Consider the following 21935-nt stretch of genomic DNA (forward strand, 5'->3'; position numbering starts at 1 on the left):
GCGGCGTCCTCCCCTCACACGTCCAGCAGCGGGCGGTGCTTGATGTGCCGGGCGAAGACCTGCATGAACTGCGGATCGACGCGCGCACCCCACACCGCCAGCGAATGGCCGACGATCCAGAGCACGACGCCCGGAATCCACAGTTGCAGGCCCAGGCCGACAGCGGCGGCCAGCGTGCCGTTAGCGATCGCTACGGTGCGCGGCGCACCGCCCAGCAGAATCGGCTCGGTCAGCGAGCGATGCAGCGGCACCTCGAAGCCGTCCGCGAAGGTGTCAGGGGCACTCATACGACCGCCCCGCCGGAGAAGCTGAAGAACGACAGGAAGAAGCTCGAAGCGGCGAACGCGATGGACAGACCGAATACGATCTGGATCAGCTTGCGGAACCCGCCGGACGTGTCGCCGAACGCGAGCGCGAGGCCCGTGGCGATGATGATGATGACCGCGACGATGCGCGCCACCGGCCCCTGGATGGATTCGAGGATGGATTGCAGCGGGCCTTCCCACGGCATCGAGGAACCGGCGGCCTGCGCGGCTCCGGCCAGGAACAACAGCAACGCGGCCAGCAGCAGCCCTTGCCCCGCAGGACGGGCCAGGCAGCGCAGCCGCGCAAGACGCAAAGCCGGATTTGCAGAAAAACGGAAAGCAGGAATGGTCATCTGCGTCATGGCAGTTCTCCAAGTGAGTCAAGGGATGAGGAAGTCGCCGCAGCGGGTACGGCATCGGGGTTTGGCGACAACTCGGGAAACGGCGTGTCCAGCGCGTCCGCCTCCCAATCCGCCAATCGGTAGCCCACGCCGTCAAAGCCGACGACGCGGGCGATGCTCTCGATGCGGCGCTTGCGCCCGCGCCCGGCGATATGGATCACCACGTTGACCGCCTCGGCGATCAGCGCACGCGGCGGGTTCACCGCCACTTCGAGAATCAGTTGCTCCAGGCGCAGCAGCGCGCCGAGCGCGGAGCCGGCGTGGATCGTGGCGATACCGCCCGGATGGCCGGTGCCCCACACCTTGATGAGATCCAGCGCCTCGGCGCCGCGCACCTCGCCGACGACGACGCGATCAGGCCGCAGGCGCATGGACGACCGCACCAGTTCGGTCATGGACACGACGCCGGCGCGCGTGCGCAGCGGCACATGGTCGCGGGCCGCGCATTGCAACTCGATGGTGTCTTCGAGCACCAGTACGCGGTCGCCCGTGGCGGCGATCTCGGCCAGCAGCGCATTGGCGAGCGTGGTCTTGCCGCTGCTCGTGGCTCCTGCGATCAGGACGTTCTGGCGCTCGCGCACGGCGCGAACGAGAAAGCCCGCCTGCTCGGCGGTCATCATTCCGTCCTCGATGTAGCGCGACAGAGGGATGACGCCGATGGCGCGCTTGCGCAGCGCGAAGGCCGGCCCCGGCGCAGCGGGCGGCAAGATGCCCTCGAAGCGTTCGCCGGTTTCGGGCAACTCGGCGGACAGCAGCGGTTGCCCGCGATGGACTTCTGCGCCAACGTGGGCCGCGACCAAGCGGATGATTCGCTCGCCGTCCGTCTCCGGCAACTCCGCGCCCATCGGCGCGCGCCCACTGGAAAGCCGATCCACCCAAAGGGTGCGATCGGGGTTCAGCATCACCTCCACCACGTCCGGGTCTTCGAGCGCGGCGGCGATCAGCGGCCCCATCGCCGTGCGCAGCATCTGGATGCGGCGGTCGAGCGAGGTGGTGAGGGATGAAGGCGCGGCGCTCATGAGGCACGCTCCTGCGCTTGCGCGGCTGCCGCCGCGTCTTCCATCCGCATTGGGTCGGGATGCAGTTCCTCCACCACGTCGCGCACCAGGCTGCGGCCCCGCAGCAGGTGGCGGCCAAGCTGCTCGGTGAACTGCTCGAAGCGCGCCTTGCCTTGCGCGCGTGCCGCGTCTTGGTGCGCCTCGGGAACCGGAGTGCTCACGGTCAGGTAGTAGCGGATGAACAGCGCCAGCGTTTCGATGGCGATGTTCTGGTCGCGCTCCATGCGATCGGCCTGGCGCGAGAGGCGATCCAGCCGCTTGGCAATGGCCGCCTCGCGCTGGTCGGCGGCATCGGGCGACAGCCATGATGCGAGCGCCGCCGCGACGATGGACGACTTGGACACGCCTTTCTTGGCGGCCAGCTCATCGAGCCGCTTGGCGTGCTCCGGCTGGATGAACAGGTTGAGGCGATAGTGGCTCATAGCTCGATTCCGTCGTTGGGGTCGAGGGAAGCCAGCCGGGCGCTGCGCTGCATGGCCGGATCAAGCTGGCGAGGAAGGGGAAGCGGCAGGTCGTCGTCGTCATCGAGCAGCGCGAGGTCGGCCGTGGGAGCGGCCAGCTCGGAGTCGTAGGCGACGGTTTCGGAGAGTTCGGGCTGACGGCGCGGGCCGCCGTCGTCGGCCGAACCCAAGTTCTCCAGGCCATCAGCGGACGCGGCGGCCAGTGCAGCGGGCACGGACGGAATCGCCAACCCGCTCCAGTCGTCGGGCCGCAATGGCGGCGCGTCGGCGTACTGCCCATCCGCCAGCGCGGGCGGTGGCAGCACGCGACGCTTGAAATTGGCGTCCGCGTAGTAGCGCAGCTTCTTCGCCTTGATCGGCGCCACGCTGGACACCATCACCACGGCCTCGTCAGGCGGAAGCTGCATGACTTCGCCCGGCGTCAGCAGCGGGCGCGCGGTTTCCTGGCGCGACACCATCAGGTGGCCCAGCCACGGCGCGAGCCGATGGCCCGCGTAGTTGCGCTGCGCGCGCAGCTCGGTAGCGGTGCCGAGCGTTTCGGAAATGCGCTTGGCCGTGCGCTCGTCGTTCGTGGCGAACGTCACGCGCACATGGCAGTTGTCCAGAATCGAATGGTTCTGGCCATAGGCTTTGTCGATCTGGTTGAGCGACTGCGCGATGAGGAAGCTGCGGATGCCGTAGCCCGCCATGAAGGCCAGGGCCGTCTCGAAGAAGTCGAGCCGCCCCAGCGCCGGGAACTCATCGAGCATCAGCAGCAGCTTGTGGCGGCGCTGAATGCCGTCGGAGCCGTCGAGCGATTCGGTGAGGCGCCGGCCGATCTGGTTGAGGATCAGGCGAATGAGCGGCTTCGTCCGCGAAATGTCCGAAGGCGGCACCACGAGGTACAGCGATACCGGATGCTCGGCAGCGATCAGGTCAGCGATGCGCCAATCGCAACGCGAGGTGACTTCGGCCACCGTGGGATCGCGGTACAGGCCGAGGAACGACATGGCCGTGGACAGCACGCCCGAGCGTTCGTTATCGCTCTTGTTGAGGACTTCGCGCGCAGCGGATGCCACCACGGGATGTGGGCCACCACCTTCCTCGTTCACGAGGTGCGGCGTAGTCATCATCCGATGCAAGGTCAGCTCGAACGGACTGGCCGGGTCGGAGAGGAAGTTGGCGACGCCGCGCAGAGTCTTGTCTTCGCCTGCGTAGAGCACATGCAGGATGGCCCCAACCAGTAGCGCGTGCGAGGTCTTTTCCCAATGGTTGCGCTTCTCCAGCGCACCTTCGGGATCAACCAGAATGTCCGCGATGTTCTGCACGTCGCGCACCTCATGCGCGCCGCGCCGTACCTCCAGCAGCGGGTTGTAGGCCGCTGACTTCGCATCGGTCGGGTTGAACAGCAGGCAATGCGAGAAGCGCGAGCGCCAACCGGCGGTGATCTGCCAGTTCTCGCCCTTGATGTCGTGGATGACGGCCGAGGCTGGCCAGGAAAGCAGCGTCGGCACCACCAGGCCCACACCTTTGCCCGAGCGCGTGGGCGCGAAGGTCAGGACGTGTTCCGGGCCTTCATGCCGCAGGTACTGGCGGTCGTGCTGGCCGAGGAACACGCCGGCCGGCTGCGTGAGGCCAGCCTTGCGAATGTCATCCGCGTTCGCCCAGCGTGCCGAGCCGTAGGTCGTAACCAGCCGCGATTGGCGCGAGCGCCAGATCGACATACCGATGGCGACCACCACCGCCAGCAGGCCACTGCCGCCCGCGATGGCGCCGCCGGTATCGAACACGCGCGGCGCGTAGGCATCGAAGAAGAACCACCACTCGAACAGTTTCCACGGGTGGTAGATCGGTGTGCCGAGAAGATCGAACCAGGGCGAGCCAAGGCGTAGCTGGTAGCCAAGGGCTGCTGCTGTCCATTGCGTGGCGCTCCATACGCCAGCGATCACGATGCCGAATACCACGGCGATCTGACCGAACAGCACGTTCGTCCCTTGCATAACCTCGCCTCCGATCACGGCACACAGAGGTGCCGCAGCACTGAGGATCAAGGCGTTCGCGCAGGTCGGTCAAAGGCCGATGTGGCGGCAATTTAGGCCCAAAAAGTCAGATTTCCTTTAGTGGCGAAAGCAATAAAAACGCCGCAAGCGCGAGCGCATTGCGGCGTAGTGAGGTAACAGCGAGAACTTCGTCGCAGCGAAGCGACCGAGAGATAACCTACTTGGATTTTTGCTCGGGCCGATCACCGAAAAATCGCCGTTTGGCGGCTTCGGCAGCACGCAGACATAGTTCGTCGCCAACCTTCGCGCGGTCTTCCTTGCATTGACGTTGAATCTCTTTGATGCGTTCGGGATTGGCTACGAGCGCATCCACGGTTTCCGAAGGTTGAGAAGGACCGCATGCAGGCAGTGCAGTGACCAATATCAGCAATATCACTTTGTTCATAGCCTTATTCCTACTATCGGTCGCGTGGAAGGTCTTCGGGGATGCCGAGTTCATCAGCCGAATCAATAAAATCTACTCGTTCGATAAATCGAGCCAGCATTTCGGACGGCTCCGTATCGCGGCGCAGCAGATAGGTCATGAGCATAGTCGGCTTGCCCGCCAAGCGCCGGGCCACGACTCCCGGCTCGCGGCTGGAAGCAATGTGCGCCTCGCCCGCCAAGCCCAATGCTAAGCCGGCGGAGACTAAAGTCATCATCACGTCGAAGGTCGCCACGCGCTGCGCGATCAGCGGCTCTTGTCCGCATGTGCGTAGGAACCGATCGACCTGGCGCGCGTGGCCTTCGCACACTGCTGGGTCGCCCAGCGCCAGCGGATGGCGCAACACCTCCTTCAGCGGGATCTGTTTGAAGGCAAGCACCGGATGGCGGGCTGGTACCGCCACCATCAATTCGTCTTCCCATGCAGGAGTGACGATGATGCCATCACCTGCATCCTCTGCCATCGAGAAGCCCGCGTCATACAGGTCGCTATGAAGCCCCTTGATCTGCTGATCCAAAGGCACCTCGAACAATCGGATTTCCACCTCGGGGTCCTCTTCGCGGCTGCGCGCCAGCAATGCCGGCAGGCGCGAAGGCGTGACGCCATCGGACAAGGCAATACGCAACTGGCCGCAAAAGCCGTTGGCGGCGGACTTGACACTATCGCGGGCCTGCTCCAGCACTGTAAAGACTCGCTGAACGTGCTCCAGAAACAGCCGTCCAGCGCGGGTCAGTTGTGTGCTGCGAGTGGTGCGGACAAACAGGCGTGCGCCGAGTTCTTCCTCCAACTCCTTGATGGTGCGAGATAACGGAGATTGGTCGATGTGCAACCGCTCGGCAGCGCGGGCAAAGTGAAGCTCCTCTGCTACAGCGAGGAAACACCGTAGATGACGAAGCTCCACAAATCAATCTCCTATTAAGTGTTATTTGAACCTACACATTGAATCTTCTGTCCGGGGTAGTCACCGAAGGCCATGCGCCTATCCGAATCGGACAGGCGCTGGGACTTCTTTCTGACGCCATTGGGAGGCATCAGCAGATCGCGCGAATTACCCGCCGTACTCCTGTTCAAGCAGCGAGCTGAGGCGAGCAACTTCATTGCTGGTAATGGCAATGTTCCGCCCGTCCTTCGTCGCCACTGAGGCGCCGATGGATTGATACACGGCGCGTCCGAAGCGACTTTCCTGTGCCATCTTTCCATCCTTGAAGACGTACAGCGTTCCCCCGTCAGCCAGCGGAACCATCTCCTTGGCTGCCTGGGCTGCTGCATGACCGGCGAAGGCAGGCACGGAGAGGGCGCTCAACAGGGCGGCAATGACAATTTGCGATTTCATGATCGACTCCTTTGTGAAAACGACGACAACTTGCGCCGCGCCGTTAAATGTAGAAGCGCGCGATCTACAGATCGCTTACCCGTGCATTACATTCAATTCATGTGCTGTCATTTGGTGCCAGTCAAGGATTAGGTGCCGTTGGGAGAAAGGATGCCAAGCCACGCAACGCTCGCCAAAACCAGAACGGCTAATGTCGCCTCCGTGAACAGACTCTGCCGTAGCTTGACGACCGCGTGTGCGTGGTTGCCTGTTCTCAATGCCGCCTCCAGACTTGGGCTCAGTCGAAACCGATTGGCTGCCGCCAGCGCGAGCATTCCTCCGAACAACAGGAGTTTTCCTACGAGCAGGCGGCCATAGAGCGTTGAGAAGAGCGGATCAAGCGATGGCCCAGCGATCAACAGGTAATTCAGGGCTCCGGTCACGACGAGTGCCGCCACGATCACAGTACCTATCCGAGCGAAACCATTGGATGTTCGGCTCAGGATCTCTACTGAGCCTTGCCCGGTATTTGGTTTGTTCGCCGCAAGCACCAAGAACGCGATCAATGCGCCTACCCAGGCACCGGCCGCCCAGAGGTGCGTGATGTCCGAAGCGAGATGAATGTATCCGCGCACGCCGTCATCCATGGCGCCATGTCCCGCCCATGCAAGGGTCGCCAACGCCACACCACTGGAAGCGGCCATCGCTGCAAAACGCAGTGTTGAATTCATGCGCAACACTGCGATGAGCACACACGTCACTAACGCCAGGATGCGAATGCACCAGGCGATGCCCATGTGCGTGCCCGTAATGAGCATGTCGAAAACGTGCGTTGACAGCTCCGCGTAGCTTTGGGCGCCGGACATGGCCTTGGCCATGACCGTCATGCCCCACATCGACAGGACAATGCCGATGGCGGCGGATGCGCCAATGAGTACGCGATAGCGGCGCGAGATCGTCGAGGATCGCTCGTCGTTGCCCAAAGCATAGAGTCCGAACATGGCGACGCCAAACGCCGCCGCCAGGTCCAGATAAAGCGCCAGGCGCAGGACGATGGTCAACCAATCCCCGGCCATGGGCTTACTTCACCTTGAAGGTGACGTTACCCGTGATCGGATGCGTGTCCGAGGAGACGGCACGCCATTCGACGCGATAGTCGCCCGGCTGGAGCGCCTGTGCCGGCGTGATGACCATGGTCTTGCCGTCGCCGGCACCCGCGACGCTGGCGTTGATCTTCATCGGGCCATGGCTCGCCATTCCCGGCATGCCCGTCATGACAAGGCTTGCGGCGGAGAACTGCGGCACCAGCGTTTCGGAGAACTTCAGCTCGATGGTGGCTGGCGCGGAAACCTGCGACTTGTCGGCCGGCGTTGAAGACACCAGCGAAGGATGCGCGAATGCGGCGGTGGCGAACAGGCCAGCAGCGATCGGCGCGACGAGCTTGGCGATGAAATGTGAACGGGTCATAGAAGTTTCTACCTGGATGTGTGAGGTGTGGTTTAAGAACGAAATGCCGAGATAAGGCTTGCACCTTCGCAACGGCGTGGAACGAAAGAAACGGTTCGCTGGGCGATAGCAGACTCCTGTTGGTTCTGAAAGATGTTTCGGTCACAGTCGGCTCGCTCTCAGCCGCAAGGCGTTGCCCACGACCGATGCCGAACTCAGGCTCATCGCCAATGCTGCGATCAGGGGCGACAGCAACCAGCCCGTGAGGGGATAGAGAACCCCGGCGGCGATGGGGATGCCCAGCGCGTTGTAGAGGAAGGCGAACATGAGGTTCTGCTTCATGTTGCCCACGGTACTCACCGAGAGCGTGCGAGCGACAGCAATGCCACGCAGGTCGCCCTTGACCAGCGTGACCTGAGCGCTGTTCATCGCCACGTCGGTTCCCGTTCCCATGGCGATGCCCACGTCTGCCTTCGCCAAGGCCGGCGCGTCGTTGATGCCGTCTCCGGCCATGGCGACGATGCGGCCTTCTTTCTGCAGCCGCTCGATCAACATGAGCTTGTCCGCCGGCTTGACCTCACCATGCACCTCGTCGATGCCTAGGCGTGCACCGACGGCTTTGGCGGTGGTCTGCCCGTCCCCGGTGGCCATGATGACCCGCAGGCCCGCAGCCTTCAACGCGGCCAGGGCCTCGGGGGTGCTGCCCTTGACCGGGTCGGATACGGCGAGCAAACCCGCGAGTTGCCCGTCCACAGCCAAGTACATGACGCTGGCCCCTTCGCCGCGCAGAGTTTCGGCCTGGGGTACGAGCGGTTCCACCGATACGCCAGACTGTTCCATCAGCACTGTGTTGCCCAACGCCAGTTGCCGGTGCTCAACCTTTCCGCGCACGCCGATGCCGGTTCCCGATTCAAAGCTCTGAGGCTTCACGAGTTGGAGGCCCTGGGCACGCGCGGCCTGCACGATGGCGTCGGCCAGGGGGTGTTCACTGCCCTGGTCCAGGCTGGCCGCAAGACGCAGCACCTCATCGTTCGTAAAGCCGCGTGCTGCGACGACCTGATCGAAAGCAGGTCGGCCTTCGGTCAGGGTTCCTGTCTTGTCGATGACGAGGGTATCGACCTTGCGAAGATTCTCGATCGCCGCGGCATCGCGGAACAACACGCCCTGCGTGGCGCCACGGCCCGTTGCGACCATGATCGACATCGGCGTGGCCAGACCCAGCGCGCACGGGCAGGCGATGATCAGGACGGCCACCGCATTGATCAGTCCATAGACCCAGGTGGGCTGTGGCCCGAAGAATCCCCATACAAAGAGCGTCGTGACCGCAATGGCGACGACGGCCATCACGAAGTAGCCGGCAACGACATCGGCCATGCGTTGCATCGGTGCCTTGGAACGCTGCGCCTGGGCGACCATCTGGACGATCTGCGATAGAACGGTGTCCGAGCCGATCCGCTCCGAACGCATGACCAGCGCGCCGTTGGTGTTGAGTGTGGCCCCGATGACCTTGTCGCCCGCGCGCTTGCTGACGGGCAGCGGTTCGCCGGTCAGCATGGATTCGTCAATCGAGCTGCTGCCCTCGTGCACGATGCCATCCACCGGCACCTTCTCGCCGGGTCGGATGCGCAGCAGGTCGCCGACGTGCACATGGCTGAGCGGCACGTCTTCCTCGCTGCCGTCCGCATTGATGCGCCGCGCGGTCTTGGGCGCCAGCCCCAGCAGCGACTTGATAGCCGCCGAAGTCTGGGAGCGGGCCTTGAGTTCCAGCACCTGGCCGAGCAGTGTCAGCGAGATGATGACGGCGGCGGCCTCGAAATACACGCCGACCCGTCCCATGGACATGAAGGAGGCTGGAAACACTTCCGGCGCAACGGTTGCCACGACGCTGTAGATGAATGCCGCACCCGTTCCCAGGCCGATCAGTGTCCACATGTTCGGGCTGCGGTTGACCACGGACAGCCAGCCGCGGGAGAAGAAGGGCCAGCCGGCCCACAGCACGATCGGCAACGACAGCACCAACTCGACCCAGCTCTGCGTAGCCATGTCCATCAGGTGCAGCCGCTCGCCCAGCATCGCCAGCGCCAGGACCACGAGCGTCAACGGCAAGGTCCACCAGAAGCGACGCGAGAAGTCACGCAACTCCGGGTTGTCGTCGTCGAGGTCGGGCAGCAGGGGCTCCAGCGTCATCCCGCACTTGGGGCAGGTTCCCGGATGATCCTGGCGGATCTCCGGGTGCATCGGGCAGGTGTAGATCGTTCCGGGTGCGGTTGGCGATGCCGCCGGGGCCGGTGAAACTGCGGTGCTGGCATGGTGATGCGGCGCATGGCCGCTGCCTGTGCCTATGCCCGCGCCACCGCTGGCATATCGCGCCGGATCGGTGTCGAATTTGGCCTTGCATCCGGTGCTGCAAAACAAGTACGTGTTCCCCAAGTGCGTGGAGCGGTGCTCCGACGCCGCCGTGACCGCCATGCCACACACCGGATCGCGCGTCGCGGCATCGGGCTGCGAGTGGCTTGAGGACCCGCCCGCGTCGTCACTGCCGGCATGGCTGGCGTGATGGTGGTGCGTATGCGGGCCGGACGTTGTGGCACCCGCCGCCATGCCTGCGTGCTCATGTCCTGAAGACTTGCTGGGTGAATTCATAGTGACAAGTGCCCTCCGCCGTTAACCGTTGGTGTCTGGTGATCGCAGCAGGCCGCAGGCGCGCAAGGAGACAAGCGCGGCGTCGCGTGCTCGCACGGTGCGAGCACGCGACTCATTGCTTCTGCTCCTTGGCGGGTGCGGCACCTTCCTCACCCTGACGCGCGGCATGATCGTGTCCGCCGTGGCCGTGACCACGGTGCATGAACAGGTGCATCAGCGGACAAGCCGCCAGCAGCAGGAAGGGGAGATAGCCGGCAACATGTGCCGTGTGCTCCTTGAGCAGGAAATACGCGGCGACAGCGGCGATGATGAGGAACGCCACGCCGTAGCGCGATCGCCAGAACCGGGGACGATCGCTGGGGGTCTGTGTGTGCTGATGCTGCATGGCATATCTCCACGGAAAAGGGTTGATGGATGGTCAGCGATGCGACTGATAGACCGTGCTACTACCGTTTTTCCCGATCAGCAGCACGTCGTAGGCGTCCTTGCGTCCACCATAGGCCGGACCATCCATGCCGGGCGAACCGACCGGCATGCCCGGCGCCGCGAGGCCGATGGCCTGCGGGGCTTCGCGCAGCAAGCGTTGAATGTCCGAGGCAGGCACATGACCCTCGATGGCATAGCCGCCGATCTGCGCCGTGTGGCACGAACCGTACTTCTGCGGGATGCCCAGCCGCGTGCGCGCTGCCGTGTTCCCGGTGTCAAGAACCTGCACATCGAAGCCTGCGCCTTGCAGGTGTGAGACCCAGTCCTTGCAGCAACCGCAGCTCGGGTCCTTCCACACCTTGGCGATCGGTCGGCTCTGCGCCAGGCTCGGTCCTGCGAGTGCCATCACCAACAAGCCAGCGATCAATGCTTGGCGTCTCGGCACTTTGCCCTGGCTTCTGTCGTAGTGCATGTTCATAGATTGCCTCTCATCAGATGATCAAACCCACAAGGTTCTAGAACCAGAATCGCACGCCAGCCACCCAGCGCGTCTGCTGCGCGCGGCCACCTTCGGCGCGCACATAGTCCGCGGTGCGTCCGAAGCTGCCCGCCCGTTCCACGCCGATGTAGGGGGCGAACTGGCGACTGAATTCATAGCGCAGGCGCAAGCCAGCAGACGCTTCGGCCAAGCCCTTGCCGATACCGCGTTCCGGGTCGTCCTTGCCATAGAACTGCAATTCGGCACGAGGCTCCAGAATCAGTCGCTGGGTCAGCAGCAGCTCGTAGCTGCCTTCGACACGCAGCGCCGTACGTCCGCCACTTCCCACGTAGCCCGTCGCCTTCAGCTCGAACCAGTAGGGGGCGAGGCCCTGGATGCCGAAAGCCAACCATTGACGGCTCGGGCCTTTTCCGTTATCCACCCGAACGCCGAGCTGGGTGTCCCAGTACGGTGCGACGGCGTGCCCCCAGAGAAGCTCGGTACGCGATTTTTCGAGCTTTCCTTTGGCGATATCGCCTTCGGCCTTCACGACGGCCTTGTTGTAGGTCGTCCCATACCAAGCCTGGAGGTTGTAGGCCGTGGAATCGTCCCCTTTGCGCGTGAAGCGGCGTTCCAGGGTTTCGCCGCGCAACGAGAAGAACCTGTGTTCGTCGGCCAGCATCAGCCGCGGCACACCGGGTACGGCGTAGTCGCCCGATCCCAATGTCAGGCCATTGGAGTAGCCATGCGGATCGCGGGCGTCAGGAGGCGCCGACCCGCCCTGCATCTGCATGTTGCCGTGATCCATGGCCGGGGCCGCGGTCGAGCCGCTCGCCGACGTCGCGTGACCCGCGTGCGGGTCGGCGGCAGGAGCCACGGTCTGAGTGGATGGCGCGGCCGTTTGAGCGTCGGCCTGGCCGTGCGCTGCATGGTCGTTCTGTGCTTGTGCCTGGGCGGCGACGCTTACCAGGGCCAGAAGCGTCGTGGCCAGTGCGCGAGTGGGGAGTGCTTTGGACATTCTTGGTCTTCCTTGTGCGCTGGGTTCAAGACACCACGACTTCGCGGAACATGCCGGCATCCATGTGGAACATCAGGTGGCAGTGCCACGCCCAGCGGCCGAGCGCGTCGGCTGTCACCAGGAAGCTGATGCGTTGTGCCGGCTGCACCGGCAGGGTGTGGCGGCGCGCAAGGAAGCGACCGTCGGGGCTTTCCAGCTCGCTCCACATGCCGTGCAGGTGCATGGGATGGGTCATCATGGTGTCGTTGTGCAGAATGACCCGCAGCCGCTCGCCGTGTTTGAAGTGCACCGGCGTGGACTTTCCGAACTCCAGCCCGTCCAGGGACCATGCGTAGCGTTCCATGTTGCCCGTGAGGTGCAGTTCGACCTCCCGGCCAGGGCCTCTCTTGTCCAGCGGCCCCGACGGGGTATGCAGATCCGCGAGGGTCAACACTCGCCGACCGTTGTTGCGCAGTCCGATGCCGGGGTCATCGAGGTTGGTGCGCGCCATGTCAACGCGCATGTCCGTGCTGGCACCATACTCGGTGCGAGCGTGGCGAGCAGTAGTGCTGGGCACGGCCAGTCCCCCCGCCGCCGCGGCGTGTTGGCTGTGATCCATCGCCATGCCACCGTGGTTCATGGCGCCGTGATTCATGCCAGCCATCGCCCCATGATCCATCCCGGACATCGAACCCGAGCCCATCCCGGTCATCCCGGTCATGCCCGTCATGCCCGTCATGCCCGTCATCTCCATGGCTTGGCCGGACCCGCCGTGGTCCATGCCCCCCATCATGCTGCCCATCATGTCGTTCATGGTCAGCCATTCGACCGGATCGAGGGCAGGCACGGGAGCTTGAAGACCTTCACGCACGGCCAGCGTGGCCCGCGCGTAGCCTGTCCGGTCCATCGCCTGGGCGAAGATCGTGTAAGCGTCATCCCGTGGCTGGACGATCACATCGACGGTTTCGCCCGGACCGAATCGGAACTCATCGACCGTCACCGGCTCCATGTCAACACCATCGACGTGCACCACCGTGAGTTTCAGTCCGGGAATGCGTACGTCGTAGAAGGTGTTGCCCGCACCGTTGACCATGCGCAGCCGCACGCGCTCACCCGGTCGGAACAGCGCCGTCCAATTGCCGGCGGGGGTGACGCCGTTGGCCAGATAGGTCAGCGTGGCGGCAGACAGATCGGCGAGATCCGTCGGATTCATCCGCATCTCGTTCCACATCTTGCGCTTGTCGATCGCAGCGGCCATGCCGTCGCGCGAGGCGTCCCGGAAGAAGTCGAAGACGGTAGGTTGGTTGTAGTTGTAGTAGCCGCTTTGGGACTTGAGCTTGGTGAACACCCGCATCGGGTCTTCGTCGGTCCAATCCGAGAACAGCAGCACGTGGTCACGGTCGGCGCGGATGGTCTCGGCACCAGCGGGGTCGATGATGATCGCCCCGTACATGCCCGTGAGTTCCTGGAAGCCGGAGTGCGAGTGGTACCAGTAGGAGCCGCTTTGCTGAACCTTGAAGCGGTACGTGAAGGTCTCGCCGGGAGCGATGCCATTGAAGCTGATGCCCGGCACGCCATCCATCTGATACGGCAGGATGATCCCGTGCCAGTGGATGGATGTGGCTTCACGCAGCTTGTTGGTCACACGGATTGTGACGGTGTCACCCTCACGCCAACGCAATGTCGGTGCCGGCAGCGAGCCGTTGATGGTCGTAGCCACGCCTGGCTTGCCCGTGAAGTTCACGGGCGATTCGGCGATCACCAAGTCGAACTCGGTGCCCTTCAGCACAGGGGCGGCACCGCGCGTCGCGGAGCCTTGTTGGGCAAATGCCCTGAGCGCCGGGGTGGACAGCCCGGCCAGGACGCCGCCAGCGGCCAGCCCCTGAACAAAACGCCGACGAGACAGGCCCAGTGGGGGCGCGATTACAAAGGGCGAACGAGGCGGCATGGCCTGAAATCCTCCATAGATAACTTGAAAGTCGTCTTTAGAGCCGCCTTTGGTCTTGGGCGGCACGGTTCGACGCATGGAGGTCATGCTATGGAGTGACCACTTTCGGATGAATGACCCTTGGATTACATTCATGTAATGGTCGCGTCATCTTCGTGGCAGGAAGCGACTATTACATTGCCCCTAAGAAGCAGATGAATGGGGCATCGTGGGCGGCAAAATTCCTTACGCCGCAGCGATTTCATGGGGCATGCGATGAAGCTGTTGGTCGTTGAAGACGAGAACAAGACGGCGGATTACGTCCGCCAAGGTCTCATGGAGGCAGGGTTCGTCGTGGATCTGGCGCGTAACGGATTGGACGGACACCACTTGGCCATGAGCGAGACCTACGATTTGGTGGTCTTGGATGTCATGCTGCCGGATGTCGATGGCTGGCGCATCGTGCGTTCGCTGCGAGATGCTGGCAAACAAGTCCCTGTGCTATTTCTAACCGCACGTGGCAGCGTAGATGACCGCGTCAAGGGGTTGGAACTGGGGGCAGACGACTATCTCGTCAAGCCGTTCGCGTTCTCGGAATTGCTGGCGCGGGTGCGGACGCTGCTGCGACGCGGAAGCGCTCCGAGCCAGCCTGATCGCATCCAAGTTGCCGATTTGGTGCTGGACTTGCCGCGCCGACGTGCAACGCGCGCTGGTCAGCGCATCAATCTCACCAGCAAGGAGTTCGCGTTGCTCGAACTGCTGGCACGCCGACAGGGTGAAGTTCTGCCGCGTTCGTTGATTGCGTCTCAGGTATGGGACATGAATTTCGACAGCGACAGCAACGTCATTGATGTGGCCATCCGTCGTCTGCGCGCAAAGATCGACGATGCGTTCAATCCAAAGCTCATCCACACTGTACGTGGCATGGGATACACGCTCGATGCGCCTGATGATGACCTCGCGCCATAAGCCACGGCGAAGCCGTCCCGCGTCGCTTGCATTGAGGGTCACGGCCCTGGTTGGCATTGCCACTACCTTGGTATTTCTAGCGTTCAACTGGGTTGTCGTTAGATCCCTGGAGCACCACTTTGCCCAACAGGACGCCCATGAACTGGACGCAGTGGTCACGGCCTTGGCAGAGCCGTTGCGACAGATCGCTAATGACATGGACAAAGATGAGTTGCGGCAGCATTTAGCCAATGCAGTGGCAGGACATCATGGGATGACCTATGGTGTCTATGATCGGCCGGGCAATACCATCTATGCCACGCCGGGTCCTGACCTGTCGAAACTTGCCAGCAGCAAAAAGTTGGTCAACCGCATCACCGCCGACGATTTGACGGTGTGGCAAGAGAATCAGAGGTCTTATCGAGGTGTGGCGCTACAACTGCCTGCCGACGATTCGGCGGCACCTGGCTACCGCATCGTCGCTGCCATGGACATCGGCTTTCATCTCGATTTCTTGGCAGAGTTCAAGCGCATGCTCTGGTGGGCGACCTGCCTTGTTCTCTGCATTGCGCTCGGGGTGGCTTGGCTGGCCGTGCAATGGGGCCACCTTCCAATCCGCAAGGTCAACGAGGAGATTCGCACGATCCGCTCTTCAAAGCTAGATGTGAGACTTGATCCTCTGGACGTACCTATAGAACTGGCTGAACTTGTGGTCGCCTTCAACGACATGCTGGCCAGAATCGAGGAAGGGTTTGTCCGCCTGTCGCACTTTTCCGCCGACATTGCGCACGAGTTGCGTACACCCGTTACCAACCTGATTACGCAGTCCCATGTGGCGCTCGGGCAACCCCGCAGTGCAGAGGAATATCGGGAGATCCTCTACTCCAACTTGGAGGAGTTTGATCGCATGAGTCGCATGATCGGCGACATGTTGTTTCTAGCTCAAACGGAAAATGACCCTCGAAATCTCCGCCTCGGCGAAATCGACTTGGCTGAGTTGATCCGAGGTTTGTTTGACTACTTCGAGGCATTAGCTGAAGACCGCAACATCACACTTTACGCAAAGGGTGCTGCCGAACCAATACGAGCGGATCGTGAGATGTTGCTGCGGGCGCTCAACAATCTTCTTTCCAACGCAATCCGTCATACTCCCTATGGGTCGCGTATTACAGTCGCTTTGGCGCAAGATGAGCGATGGACAACGATAAGTGTCGAAAATCCGGGCGAGCGAATTTCGGAGGCTGATCTGCCGAAGTTATTCGATCGCTTTTCCGAGTAGATCCTGCCCGCCAACGAAAGAACGCAGGTGCAGGGCTAGGGCTGGCCATCGTCAAATCAATTGCCGAAGCTCATGGTGGACATGTGCAGGCAACGTCCAGCGATACAGCGACTAAATTTGATCTAACGCTGCCTCGCATCGCTTAAGTTGGCCTCTCGCCATTGCGGGAGAATGCAGATCGTGGATGGGCGCAGTTTCGACTCGTCGGAAGCAGGTTGCTCGTCAGATGATGGACATGCCTTTCTGCCGTCCAATCTCCCATGACACGCCACCGCCGCGTACAGTGGCAGCAAGTTGCTGACCTAGCCGTTGCTCGATCACTGGTTTCCACGGCACTAGGCTGAATCCCATGCCGTCATCGAGCATCGCGTAGCGCCCGCTGGCGAGCATGACGCTGCGCCGGTAGATGCCGGCCACGCGCTGCCCATCGGCCACCGGGCGATGCTCCAGGCCGGTTTCGCCGGCAATGTCCTTCGCGGCCTGTGCCAGTTCCCGGTTGCGCAGCGTGCCCAGCAGGTTGCGCGCCAGGATCACGCGCTGCCCGCGCCGCTCGGCCAGTCCCTGTTCGGCCAGGAAGTCGGCGCGCTGCTGCATCGCCTGCTTGGCCTCGCCGCCAAAGCCCAGGTCGCCCAGACCCGAGCCGCCGCCGATCAACTGCTGGTCGAGCCAGGTGGCCCCGATCACTCGGGCCTGCCGCTCGATGGGCAGGTGCGATTTCAGCTCCACGGCCACGCCGCCCAGGCGCTGCGCGTCGTAGCGGCGGCCCTGCTCGGGCAGATCGTCCGGCACCTTCCATAGACCTTCGGCCACGCGCTCCACAATGCCGGCGCGGCGCAAGGCTTCCAGCCGACGGACATGGGCTGCGACGACTTCCTGTGGATCGCGGCCGGGCATGGCCTGACCCTGCGCGATGGCGAGGTGGTGGTCGGTGCGGTACAGGCCATCGCTCGCCAGCGCGGCGATGTTCTTGTCGGCCGCGCGCACATCGGCCGATCCCTTCACCTCCACCACCGCGCCGGCCGGATAGTTCGCCAGTTCGTCGCGGGTGTTGAGCGCGACGTAGTGGGCCTTGCCGTCCACGCCGTCGATGACCAGATAGCCCCGGTCGCGCAGCTCGTCGGCCAGCCCCTTCGCGGCCACGCGGCCGAGGATGGTTCGGCCATCGTCGCCCGCCTCGAACACCGCCAGCTCGCGCGGCTCGCCGCGCATGGCCCGCTGCATGGTGCGGATGATGTCGCCACGCTCGCCCAGGGCGCGCAGCGTCTTTTCGGCATCGGCGTGGACGGCCCAGGTGCCCGGCTGCATCTCGTCGGCCAGGCCCAGGCGCTGCAAGCGTTGCAGGCGGCCGATCAGCAGCAGGCGCTGGCGTTGCAGCCGCGGTTCGTTGAACCGTTCGACATGCACCAAGCCATCGTCGCCCAGTTCGCGTTTGAGCGTGCGATCCAGGCTCGTCCATCGCTCCTGATCCACTTCACGCTGCAAGGTCTGCTGGATCTCCAGCTCGGTGCGTGGCCCCAGCCATTCGGTCGCCAGCTCGGACGCGCGATGCCGGAAGCCATCGGCGATGTAGTCGCCCGCGATGATGAGGTCTTTGCCGGTGTCGTCGCGTCCGCGCACGATCAAGTGGGTGTGCGGGTTGTCGGTGTTCCAGTGATCGACCGCCACCCATTCCAGCCGTGTGCCCAGGTCGGCTTCCATGCGGCCCATGAGATGCCGCGTGTAGGTGCGCAGGTCGTCCAGTTCCGCGCCATCCTCCGGCAAGAGGATGAAGCGGAAATGGTGCCGGTCGTCGGCGCAGCGTTCCTTGAAGGCGTCGAGGCCGGCAGCATCGGTCTGCGGCCCATAGGCTTGGCCTGGCTCGCCGTCGCGGCCGGCGCCGTCGCGCTCGATGTAGCGCAGGTGCTTGGCGAGCGACTGCGGACTGGCCCGCTGCTGATTGACCAGCAGCGTCTTGATGGTCACGCGCCGCGACATGGGCGTGAGCTTCGCGCCCGCGAAGCGCGCCGCCGTGTGGCCGCGTCCCAGCCGCGAGCCGGGCCGCTGGCCGATGCCGGCGCCCTTGCCACTGCCGCCAGGACGGCGCACCGCCGACTTGCCGCTGCTGGCCTTTCCTGCCTGCTTGAGCACCTTGGAAACGAAGCCCTGGCCCCGGTTCTTCGGGGCGCTGGGGCGGATGCGGAAATCGTCATCGCGGCGGTTGGTCATGGCTGGGCTCCCTGCAAGCTCTGGCGTGTCCGGGCGTGCGAAGCACGTGGACATGACTGCATCGGCGCGGGCTTCGCGCCCCAAGCGGCACGGCGGCAAAGCCGCTCCGTGCCGCGCCACCCCCACGTGCAGACAGGCTTTCGACGCGGCCCGGTGCCGCGTCCTTTTGTCTTGCCTTCCGCATTTGCCTCCCCCTGTCCCCCAGGTTCTCGATCCCGGCAACTGCGGCCCGGTGGCAAGGCTGCACCAGCAGCCAGCGCACCGGCGAACACGGCAATGGCCGCAGGCCAGCCGTGTTCGAGGCAAGACGCCTGCACGTGGGACGGCTGCGCCGGAGGCAGCGCGAAGTGCAGCGCGGATGCGCTCGCACTGCACGCGCGACGACATGACAACGGCCAGCAGAACGACACGCCCGATAGCACGATGATGCGCAGCGAATCGGTGGCCATCATGGGCGCGACTCCAGCCAGACGGGGCGCGCAACGCCGATCACGGAAGCTGCGCTGACCGGCCCGAAATACCGGCTATCGAACGACGCCGGATTGGTCACACTGAGGAGGAACAGCTCGCCATGCCGCAAGCGGTGGCATTGCTGCCGGGATGGCAGCGGCCGGCCCCAGCGATCGGCAGACAGCACGGCGGCTGAAGGCACGCCGTCGATGCGGACTTTGCCGTCAGCGATGCACACCTCTTGCGGCGCCACCGCGCCCACGCGCTTGAGCAGAGGAATGCGCGTCGGCAGGTAGCCGCGCTGCGCAGCGAGCGCGGCAGCCTCGGCAGGCAGCGGCACCAGCACGATGCTGCCTACCGACAACGGACGTGGTGGCGAGCTGGTGCGATGGTCGAGCGGATCGATGCGATACCAGCCGACCTCCACGCTGTCGGACGGGTTGTAGGTCAGGCGTGGCAGCGGATGCACGAAGGACGCCCAGGCCAGCGCAGCGAGGCCGCAGGCGGACAGGCCCGCCAGCACGAGGCGAGCGCGCACGCGCAAGCGAGGGTGCGGCGCGGTGCCGGAAGTGGAAACTGCGGTCATGGCAGCGCCCTCCCGGCCAGCCAGGCGGCGTGCCGCTCGGCGGTGTATTCGGGCAGCGGCAAGTGCGCTGCGAGCCGGTTGGCGAGCGTGCGCCAGTACGCGGGCGAGACGCCGACAGGCGTGATGCCCAGCGCCTCGATGGCGTCGATGCGCGCCAGCACGGCACGCACCGATTGCTCACCCTCGGCGTGCAGCAAGAGGCGCGCGCCAGGTTGCACGCCGGAGATGCGCTGCGCGCCATCCATCGGCATGCACGCCTGCATCACCATGAGCTGCCAGCGGATCGTGCCGTAGTCGTTGGCCTGCCAGCGGATGCGGCAGAGAACCGCATTCGGCGTGAACACCGCGCAGCGGCGCCAGCGGTCGAACCGGATGATGCGGGCAGGATCACCGAAGCGCAGGTAGAGGTCGAAGCGTTGGTCGATGTATGCGAGCGCAACGCGCGTCAGCGGTACGCCGTCGGCCACGCCGACAGGCGGGATGGACGGCGGTGCCGAAGCCGTCGAGGCGGGTGTGTTCATGAGGACTTCTCCGGGAATTCCCGCTCCAGCAGCGCGCGCAACAGATCGGCCACCGTCACGCCTTGCGTGAAGGCCGATACCTTGATGCGCGCCCGCATGGCGGGCGTGATGTCGAGGGTCAGGCGGGCCGTGTAGAGGTCGCCTTTCTGGAGGTCATCGGCACTGCCCTGGCGAATCCACGCCTCGGCGTGCGGATTCGCGGGCGGGCGAGCGCCGATGCCGATGCGCTTGCCCGTGCGCTTGCTGGCAGGAGTGCTCATGACGGCCACCGCAGCAGTTCATCGACCAGCGCGGTGATTTCGCGCGCGGCGGCGCTGTCTGGCGCCGTCTCGCGTGCAAGCCGGCCGGCGGCCACGCTGTCGGCAAACACGATGCGCTGATGCACTTCCGCGCGCAGCGCAGGAAGCGGCTGCTCGGCCAGCGCGCCGCGGGCCTCGCGTCCGATCACGGTGGTGCTCACGCGCCGGTTGATGACGAAGGCCGCGCGCAGCGCAGGCCGGAACACCTGCGCCTCACGGATCAGCGCCACCATCTCGGCGCTGGCCCACAGGTCGTAGGGGCTGGGCTGCACCGGGATCAGCACCCGCTCGGCCGCCAGCAGCGCGGAGCGCGCCAAGGCAGCGATCCTGGGTGGCCCGTCGATGACGACGTGATCGGCCCGCCTGGCGAGTTCTGGCGCTTCCTGGTGCAGCGTTTCGCGTGCGAGGCCCACGGCGCTAAATAGCCTTGGCAAACCTTGCTGGCTGCGGCGCTGTGTCCAGTCCAGGGCGGAGCCCTGTGGATCGGCATCCAGCAGGATGACCGACTGCCCGCGCATCGCCAGCTCGCCGGCGATGTGGGTGGCGAGCGTGGTCTTGCCCACGCCGCCTTTCTGGTTGAGCAGCGCGACGATCATGACCGGACCCTCCGTGTCGGAAAGCCCGCCTGTTGCCGCTGCGCTTCGCGTCCTGTGGCGGTTGTCCACCGAGGCGCGGCGCTGCTACTACCAGTTAGAGTATTTAAGTTAGGGAAGTTAGGAGAGGCCGAAACCCGCGCCAGTATTAGCTTTGCGGCCGGTTTTGTTGCCTGATAGCACGAGGATTCGTTGCCTGATAGCACGATACCTCTGTTGCCTGATAGCACGAGTCCGTCCACAGGCTGCGCAGCAGTTATCCCCGTGCCGTGGACGGCACGGGCCGGAACGTCAGCAGCGGCGAGGCAATGCCCGAGACGTACTCGATGCCCAACTGGTAGCCAGGCAAGGCTTGCCGCACCACCAGTGCGCGCAGGTCGGCGGCGAAGTCGTAGTACCGCGCCACGCTGCCCGACTTGCGGTACAGGTGCTGGAAGTCGAACTGCCAGCCGCCAGGCTGTCGCCCGCCGTGCTTGCGCACCAGGCGGTACAGCCATCGCTCGATCCCGCCCGTCAGCCGGAAATACGCCGGGTCGATGGTCAACACGAGGGCAGCATCGAGCACGCCCGCATAGAACCAGTCCGGCAGGATCAGTTCCAGCCCCAAGGGGGTGCCCTTGGCATCGGCCAGTTCCTTCCACTCGTTGATCCATGAGAAGCGATGCAGGCGCCGCCCGGTCGTCTCGCGGATCGACGTGGCCACGGTCGTGGACTGCAGCCGATCCAAGGCCGCCTTGAGGCGCTGGTAGTCGCGCAGCGACGTACCGCGCCCGATGAAGCGCAGGATCTCGTAGGGCGTGGCCTGCATCAGCCGCGACGGGCGCAAGCCCGCATCGCGGGCTTCCACAATCTGGCTTGCAGCCCAGATCAGGATGTCCGCATCCCAAATCGTGGCGATGCCATGCTCCTGCGTGCCCTCCACGCGGATCGTGATGCCGCTGGCGCGGAAGTCGATCGGCGCCGTGCGCCGCGACTTCGCCAGCGAGAAGAACGGAAAGGCCATCAAGTCCTGGCTGTCGCGCGGCGCCATGTCGCCCGGCAAGGCGCGGAACAGATCGAGCTGTTCGCGCTCTTGCATCGGTCGCTGCCGCATGGGCAGCGCGGGGCTGGACATGGCGAAGGCCACCCGCGCGCCAG

22 protein-coding genes and 1 pseudogene are annotated in these 21935 nt (G+C 64.3%); 2 read left to right on the forward strand and 21 right to left on the reverse strand.

The annotated features are described in order from the left end of the window. Positions 1-14: 14 nt before the first annotated feature. From HV701_RS02880 to HV701_RS02950, 15 genes are all read right to left on the reverse strand, one after another. On the reverse strand, positions 15-287 hold the full coding sequence (locus HV701_RS02880) for a VirB3 family type IV secretion system protein (RefSeq protein WP_003103993.1): 273 nt from the start codon (positions 285-287) through the stop codon (positions 15-17). Continuing rightward, a complete protein-coding gene (locus HV701_RS02885) occupies positions 284-667 on the reverse strand; it encodes a TrbC/VirB2 family type IV secretion system protein (protein ID WP_012202373.1) in 384 nt (127 codons plus the stop codon). Before HV701_RS02885 ends, HV701_RS02880 begins: the two co-directional genes overlap by 4 nt. Further along, positions 664-1725, reverse strand: coding sequence for a P-type conjugative transfer ATPase TrbB (gene trbB, locus HV701_RS02890; protein ID WP_012202374.1), 1062 nt, complete (start codon positions 1723-1725; stop codon positions 664-666). The genes HV701_RS02885 and trbB overlap by 4 nt, the downstream gene beginning before the upstream one ends. Then, entirely contained in the window at positions 1722-2186 is a 465-nt protein-coding gene (locus HV701_RS02895) for a ribbon-helix-helix protein, CopG family (RefSeq protein WP_012202375.1), read from the reverse strand. The genes trbB and HV701_RS02895 overlap by 4 nt, the downstream gene beginning before the upstream one ends. Then, a complete protein-coding gene (locus HV701_RS02900; protein ID WP_012202376.1) occupies positions 2183-4204 on the reverse strand; it encodes a conjugal transfer protein TraG in 2022 nt (673 codons plus the stop codon). The genes HV701_RS02895 and HV701_RS02900 overlap by 4 nt, the downstream gene beginning before the upstream one ends. A gap of 217 nt (positions 4205-4421) precedes the next feature. Next, complete coding sequence (locus HV701_RS02905; RefSeq protein WP_016451559.1) at positions 4422-4649, reverse strand: EexN family lipoprotein; 228 nt, start codon at positions 4647-4649, stop codon at positions 4422-4424. Positions 4650-4662: 13 nt separating this feature from the next. Then, positions 4663-5589, reverse strand: coding sequence for a LysR family transcriptional regulator (locus tag HV701_RS02910; RefSeq protein ID WP_012202378.1), 927 nt, complete (start codon positions 5587-5589; stop codon positions 4663-4665). Positions 5590-5736: 147 nt separating this feature from the next. After that, positions 5737-6021, reverse strand: coding sequence for a CopK family periplasmic copper-binding protein (locus HV701_RS02915; RefSeq protein ID WP_175131614.1), 285 nt, complete (start codon positions 6019-6021; stop codon positions 5737-5739). A gap of 128 nt (positions 6022-6149) precedes the next feature. Beyond that, the gene (copD, locus tag HV701_RS02920) at positions 6150-7076 is read right to left on the reverse strand and encodes a copper homeostasis membrane protein CopD (protein ID WP_008063304.1); all 927 of its coding nucleotides are present in this window, start codon (positions 7074-7076) and stop codon (positions 6150-6152) included. Between the two features lie 4 nt (positions 7077-7080). Beyond that, positions 7081-7467 carry a copper homeostasis periplasmic binding protein CopC gene (gene copC, locus HV701_RS02925; RefSeq protein ID WP_008063308.1) on the reverse strand — a complete coding sequence of 129 codons (387 nt, stop codon included), beginning with the start codon at positions 7465-7467 and terminating at the stop codon, positions 7081-7083. 141 nt (positions 7468-7608) lie between these two features. Beyond that, positions 7609-10047 (reverse strand): heavy metal translocating P-type ATPase, encoded by a 2439-nt coding sequence (locus HV701_RS02930; protein WP_079383069.1) that lies wholly within the window; start codon positions 10045-10047, stop codon positions 7609-7611. 154 nt (positions 10048-10201) lie between these two features. After that, a complete protein-coding gene (locus HV701_RS02935; protein WP_008063316.1) occupies positions 10202-10474 on the reverse strand; it encodes a DUF2933 domain-containing protein in 273 nt (90 codons plus the stop codon). A gap of 33 nt (positions 10475-10507) precedes the next feature. Then, on the reverse strand, positions 10508-10993 hold the full coding sequence (locus HV701_RS02940) for a DUF411 domain-containing protein (protein ID WP_003090303.1): 486 nt from the start codon (positions 10991-10993) through the stop codon (positions 10508-10510). Positions 10994-11030: 37 nt separating this feature from the next. After that, positions 11031-12011 (reverse strand): copper resistance protein B, encoded by a 981-nt coding sequence (locus HV701_RS02945; protein ID WP_012202381.1) that lies wholly within the window; start codon positions 12009-12011, stop codon positions 11031-11033. A 25-nt stretch (positions 12012-12036) separates the two neighbouring features. Next, a complete protein-coding gene (locus tag HV701_RS02950) occupies positions 12037-13938 on the reverse strand; it encodes a copper resistance system multicopper oxidase (RefSeq protein ID WP_012202382.1) in 1902 nt (633 codons plus the stop codon). Positions 13939-14193: 255 nt separating this feature from the next. On the opposite strand from HV701_RS02950, the gene HV701_RS02955 reads away from it, so the two are divergent. Further along, positions 14194-14886, forward strand: a complete 693-nt coding sequence (locus HV701_RS02955) for a heavy metal response regulator transcription factor (protein ID WP_012202383.1) — start codon at positions 14194-14196, stop codon at positions 14884-14886. Then, a pseudogene (locus tag HV701_RS02960) lies at positions 14870-16290 on the forward strand (heavy metal sensor histidine kinase). Before HV701_RS02955 ends, HV701_RS02960 begins: the two are co-directional and overlap by 17 nt. A 76-nt stretch (positions 16291-16366) precedes the next feature. Here the strand turns inward: HV701_RS02960 and HV701_RS02965 are convergent. The 6 genes from HV701_RS02965 to HV701_RS02990 all read right to left on the reverse strand — a co-directional run bounded on the left by HV701_RS02965 (position 16367) and on the right by HV701_RS02990 (position 21912). Next, complete coding sequence (locus HV701_RS02965) at positions 16367-18349, reverse strand: relaxase/mobilization nuclease domain-containing protein (protein WP_033945451.1); 1983 nt, start codon at positions 18347-18349, stop codon at positions 16367-16369. Between the two features lie 448 nt (positions 18350-18797). Further along, positions 18798-19385, reverse strand: a complete 588-nt coding sequence (locus HV701_RS02970) for a S26 family signal peptidase (protein ID WP_011517538.1) — start codon at positions 19383-19385, stop codon at positions 18798-18800. Next, positions 19382-19906 carry a DUF2840 domain-containing protein gene (locus tag HV701_RS02975; RefSeq protein WP_003056183.1) on the reverse strand — a complete coding sequence of 175 codons (525 nt, stop codon included), beginning with the start codon at positions 19904-19906 and terminating at the stop codon, positions 19382-19384. Before HV701_RS02975 ends, HV701_RS02970 begins: the two co-directional genes overlap by 4 nt. Continuing rightward, positions 19903-20166, reverse strand: a complete 264-nt coding sequence (locus HV701_RS02980; protein WP_003056186.1) for a hypothetical protein — start codon at positions 20164-20166, stop codon at positions 19903-19905. Before HV701_RS02980 ends, HV701_RS02975 begins: the two co-directional genes overlap by 4 nt. After that, the gene (gene parA, locus HV701_RS02985; protein ID WP_003056189.1) at positions 20163-20801 is read right to left on the reverse strand and encodes a ParA family partition ATPase; all 639 of its coding nucleotides are present in this window, start codon (positions 20799-20801) and stop codon (positions 20163-20165) included. The genes HV701_RS02980 and parA overlap by 4 nt, the downstream gene beginning before the upstream one ends. Positions 20802-21054: 253 nt before the next feature. Continuing rightward, the gene (locus tag HV701_RS02990; protein WP_011517539.1) at positions 21055-21912 is read right to left on the reverse strand and encodes a replication initiator protein A; all 858 of its coding nucleotides are present in this window, start codon (positions 21910-21912) and stop codon (positions 21055-21057) included. Positions 21913-21935 lie beyond the last annotated feature (23 nt).

It is taken from the genome of Achromobacter pulmonis (assembly GCF_902859765.1).
In the GTDB taxonomy this organism is placed as follows: Bacteria; Pseudomonadota; Gammaproteobacteria; order Burkholderiales; family Burkholderiaceae_B; genus Achromobacter; species Achromobacter pulmonis.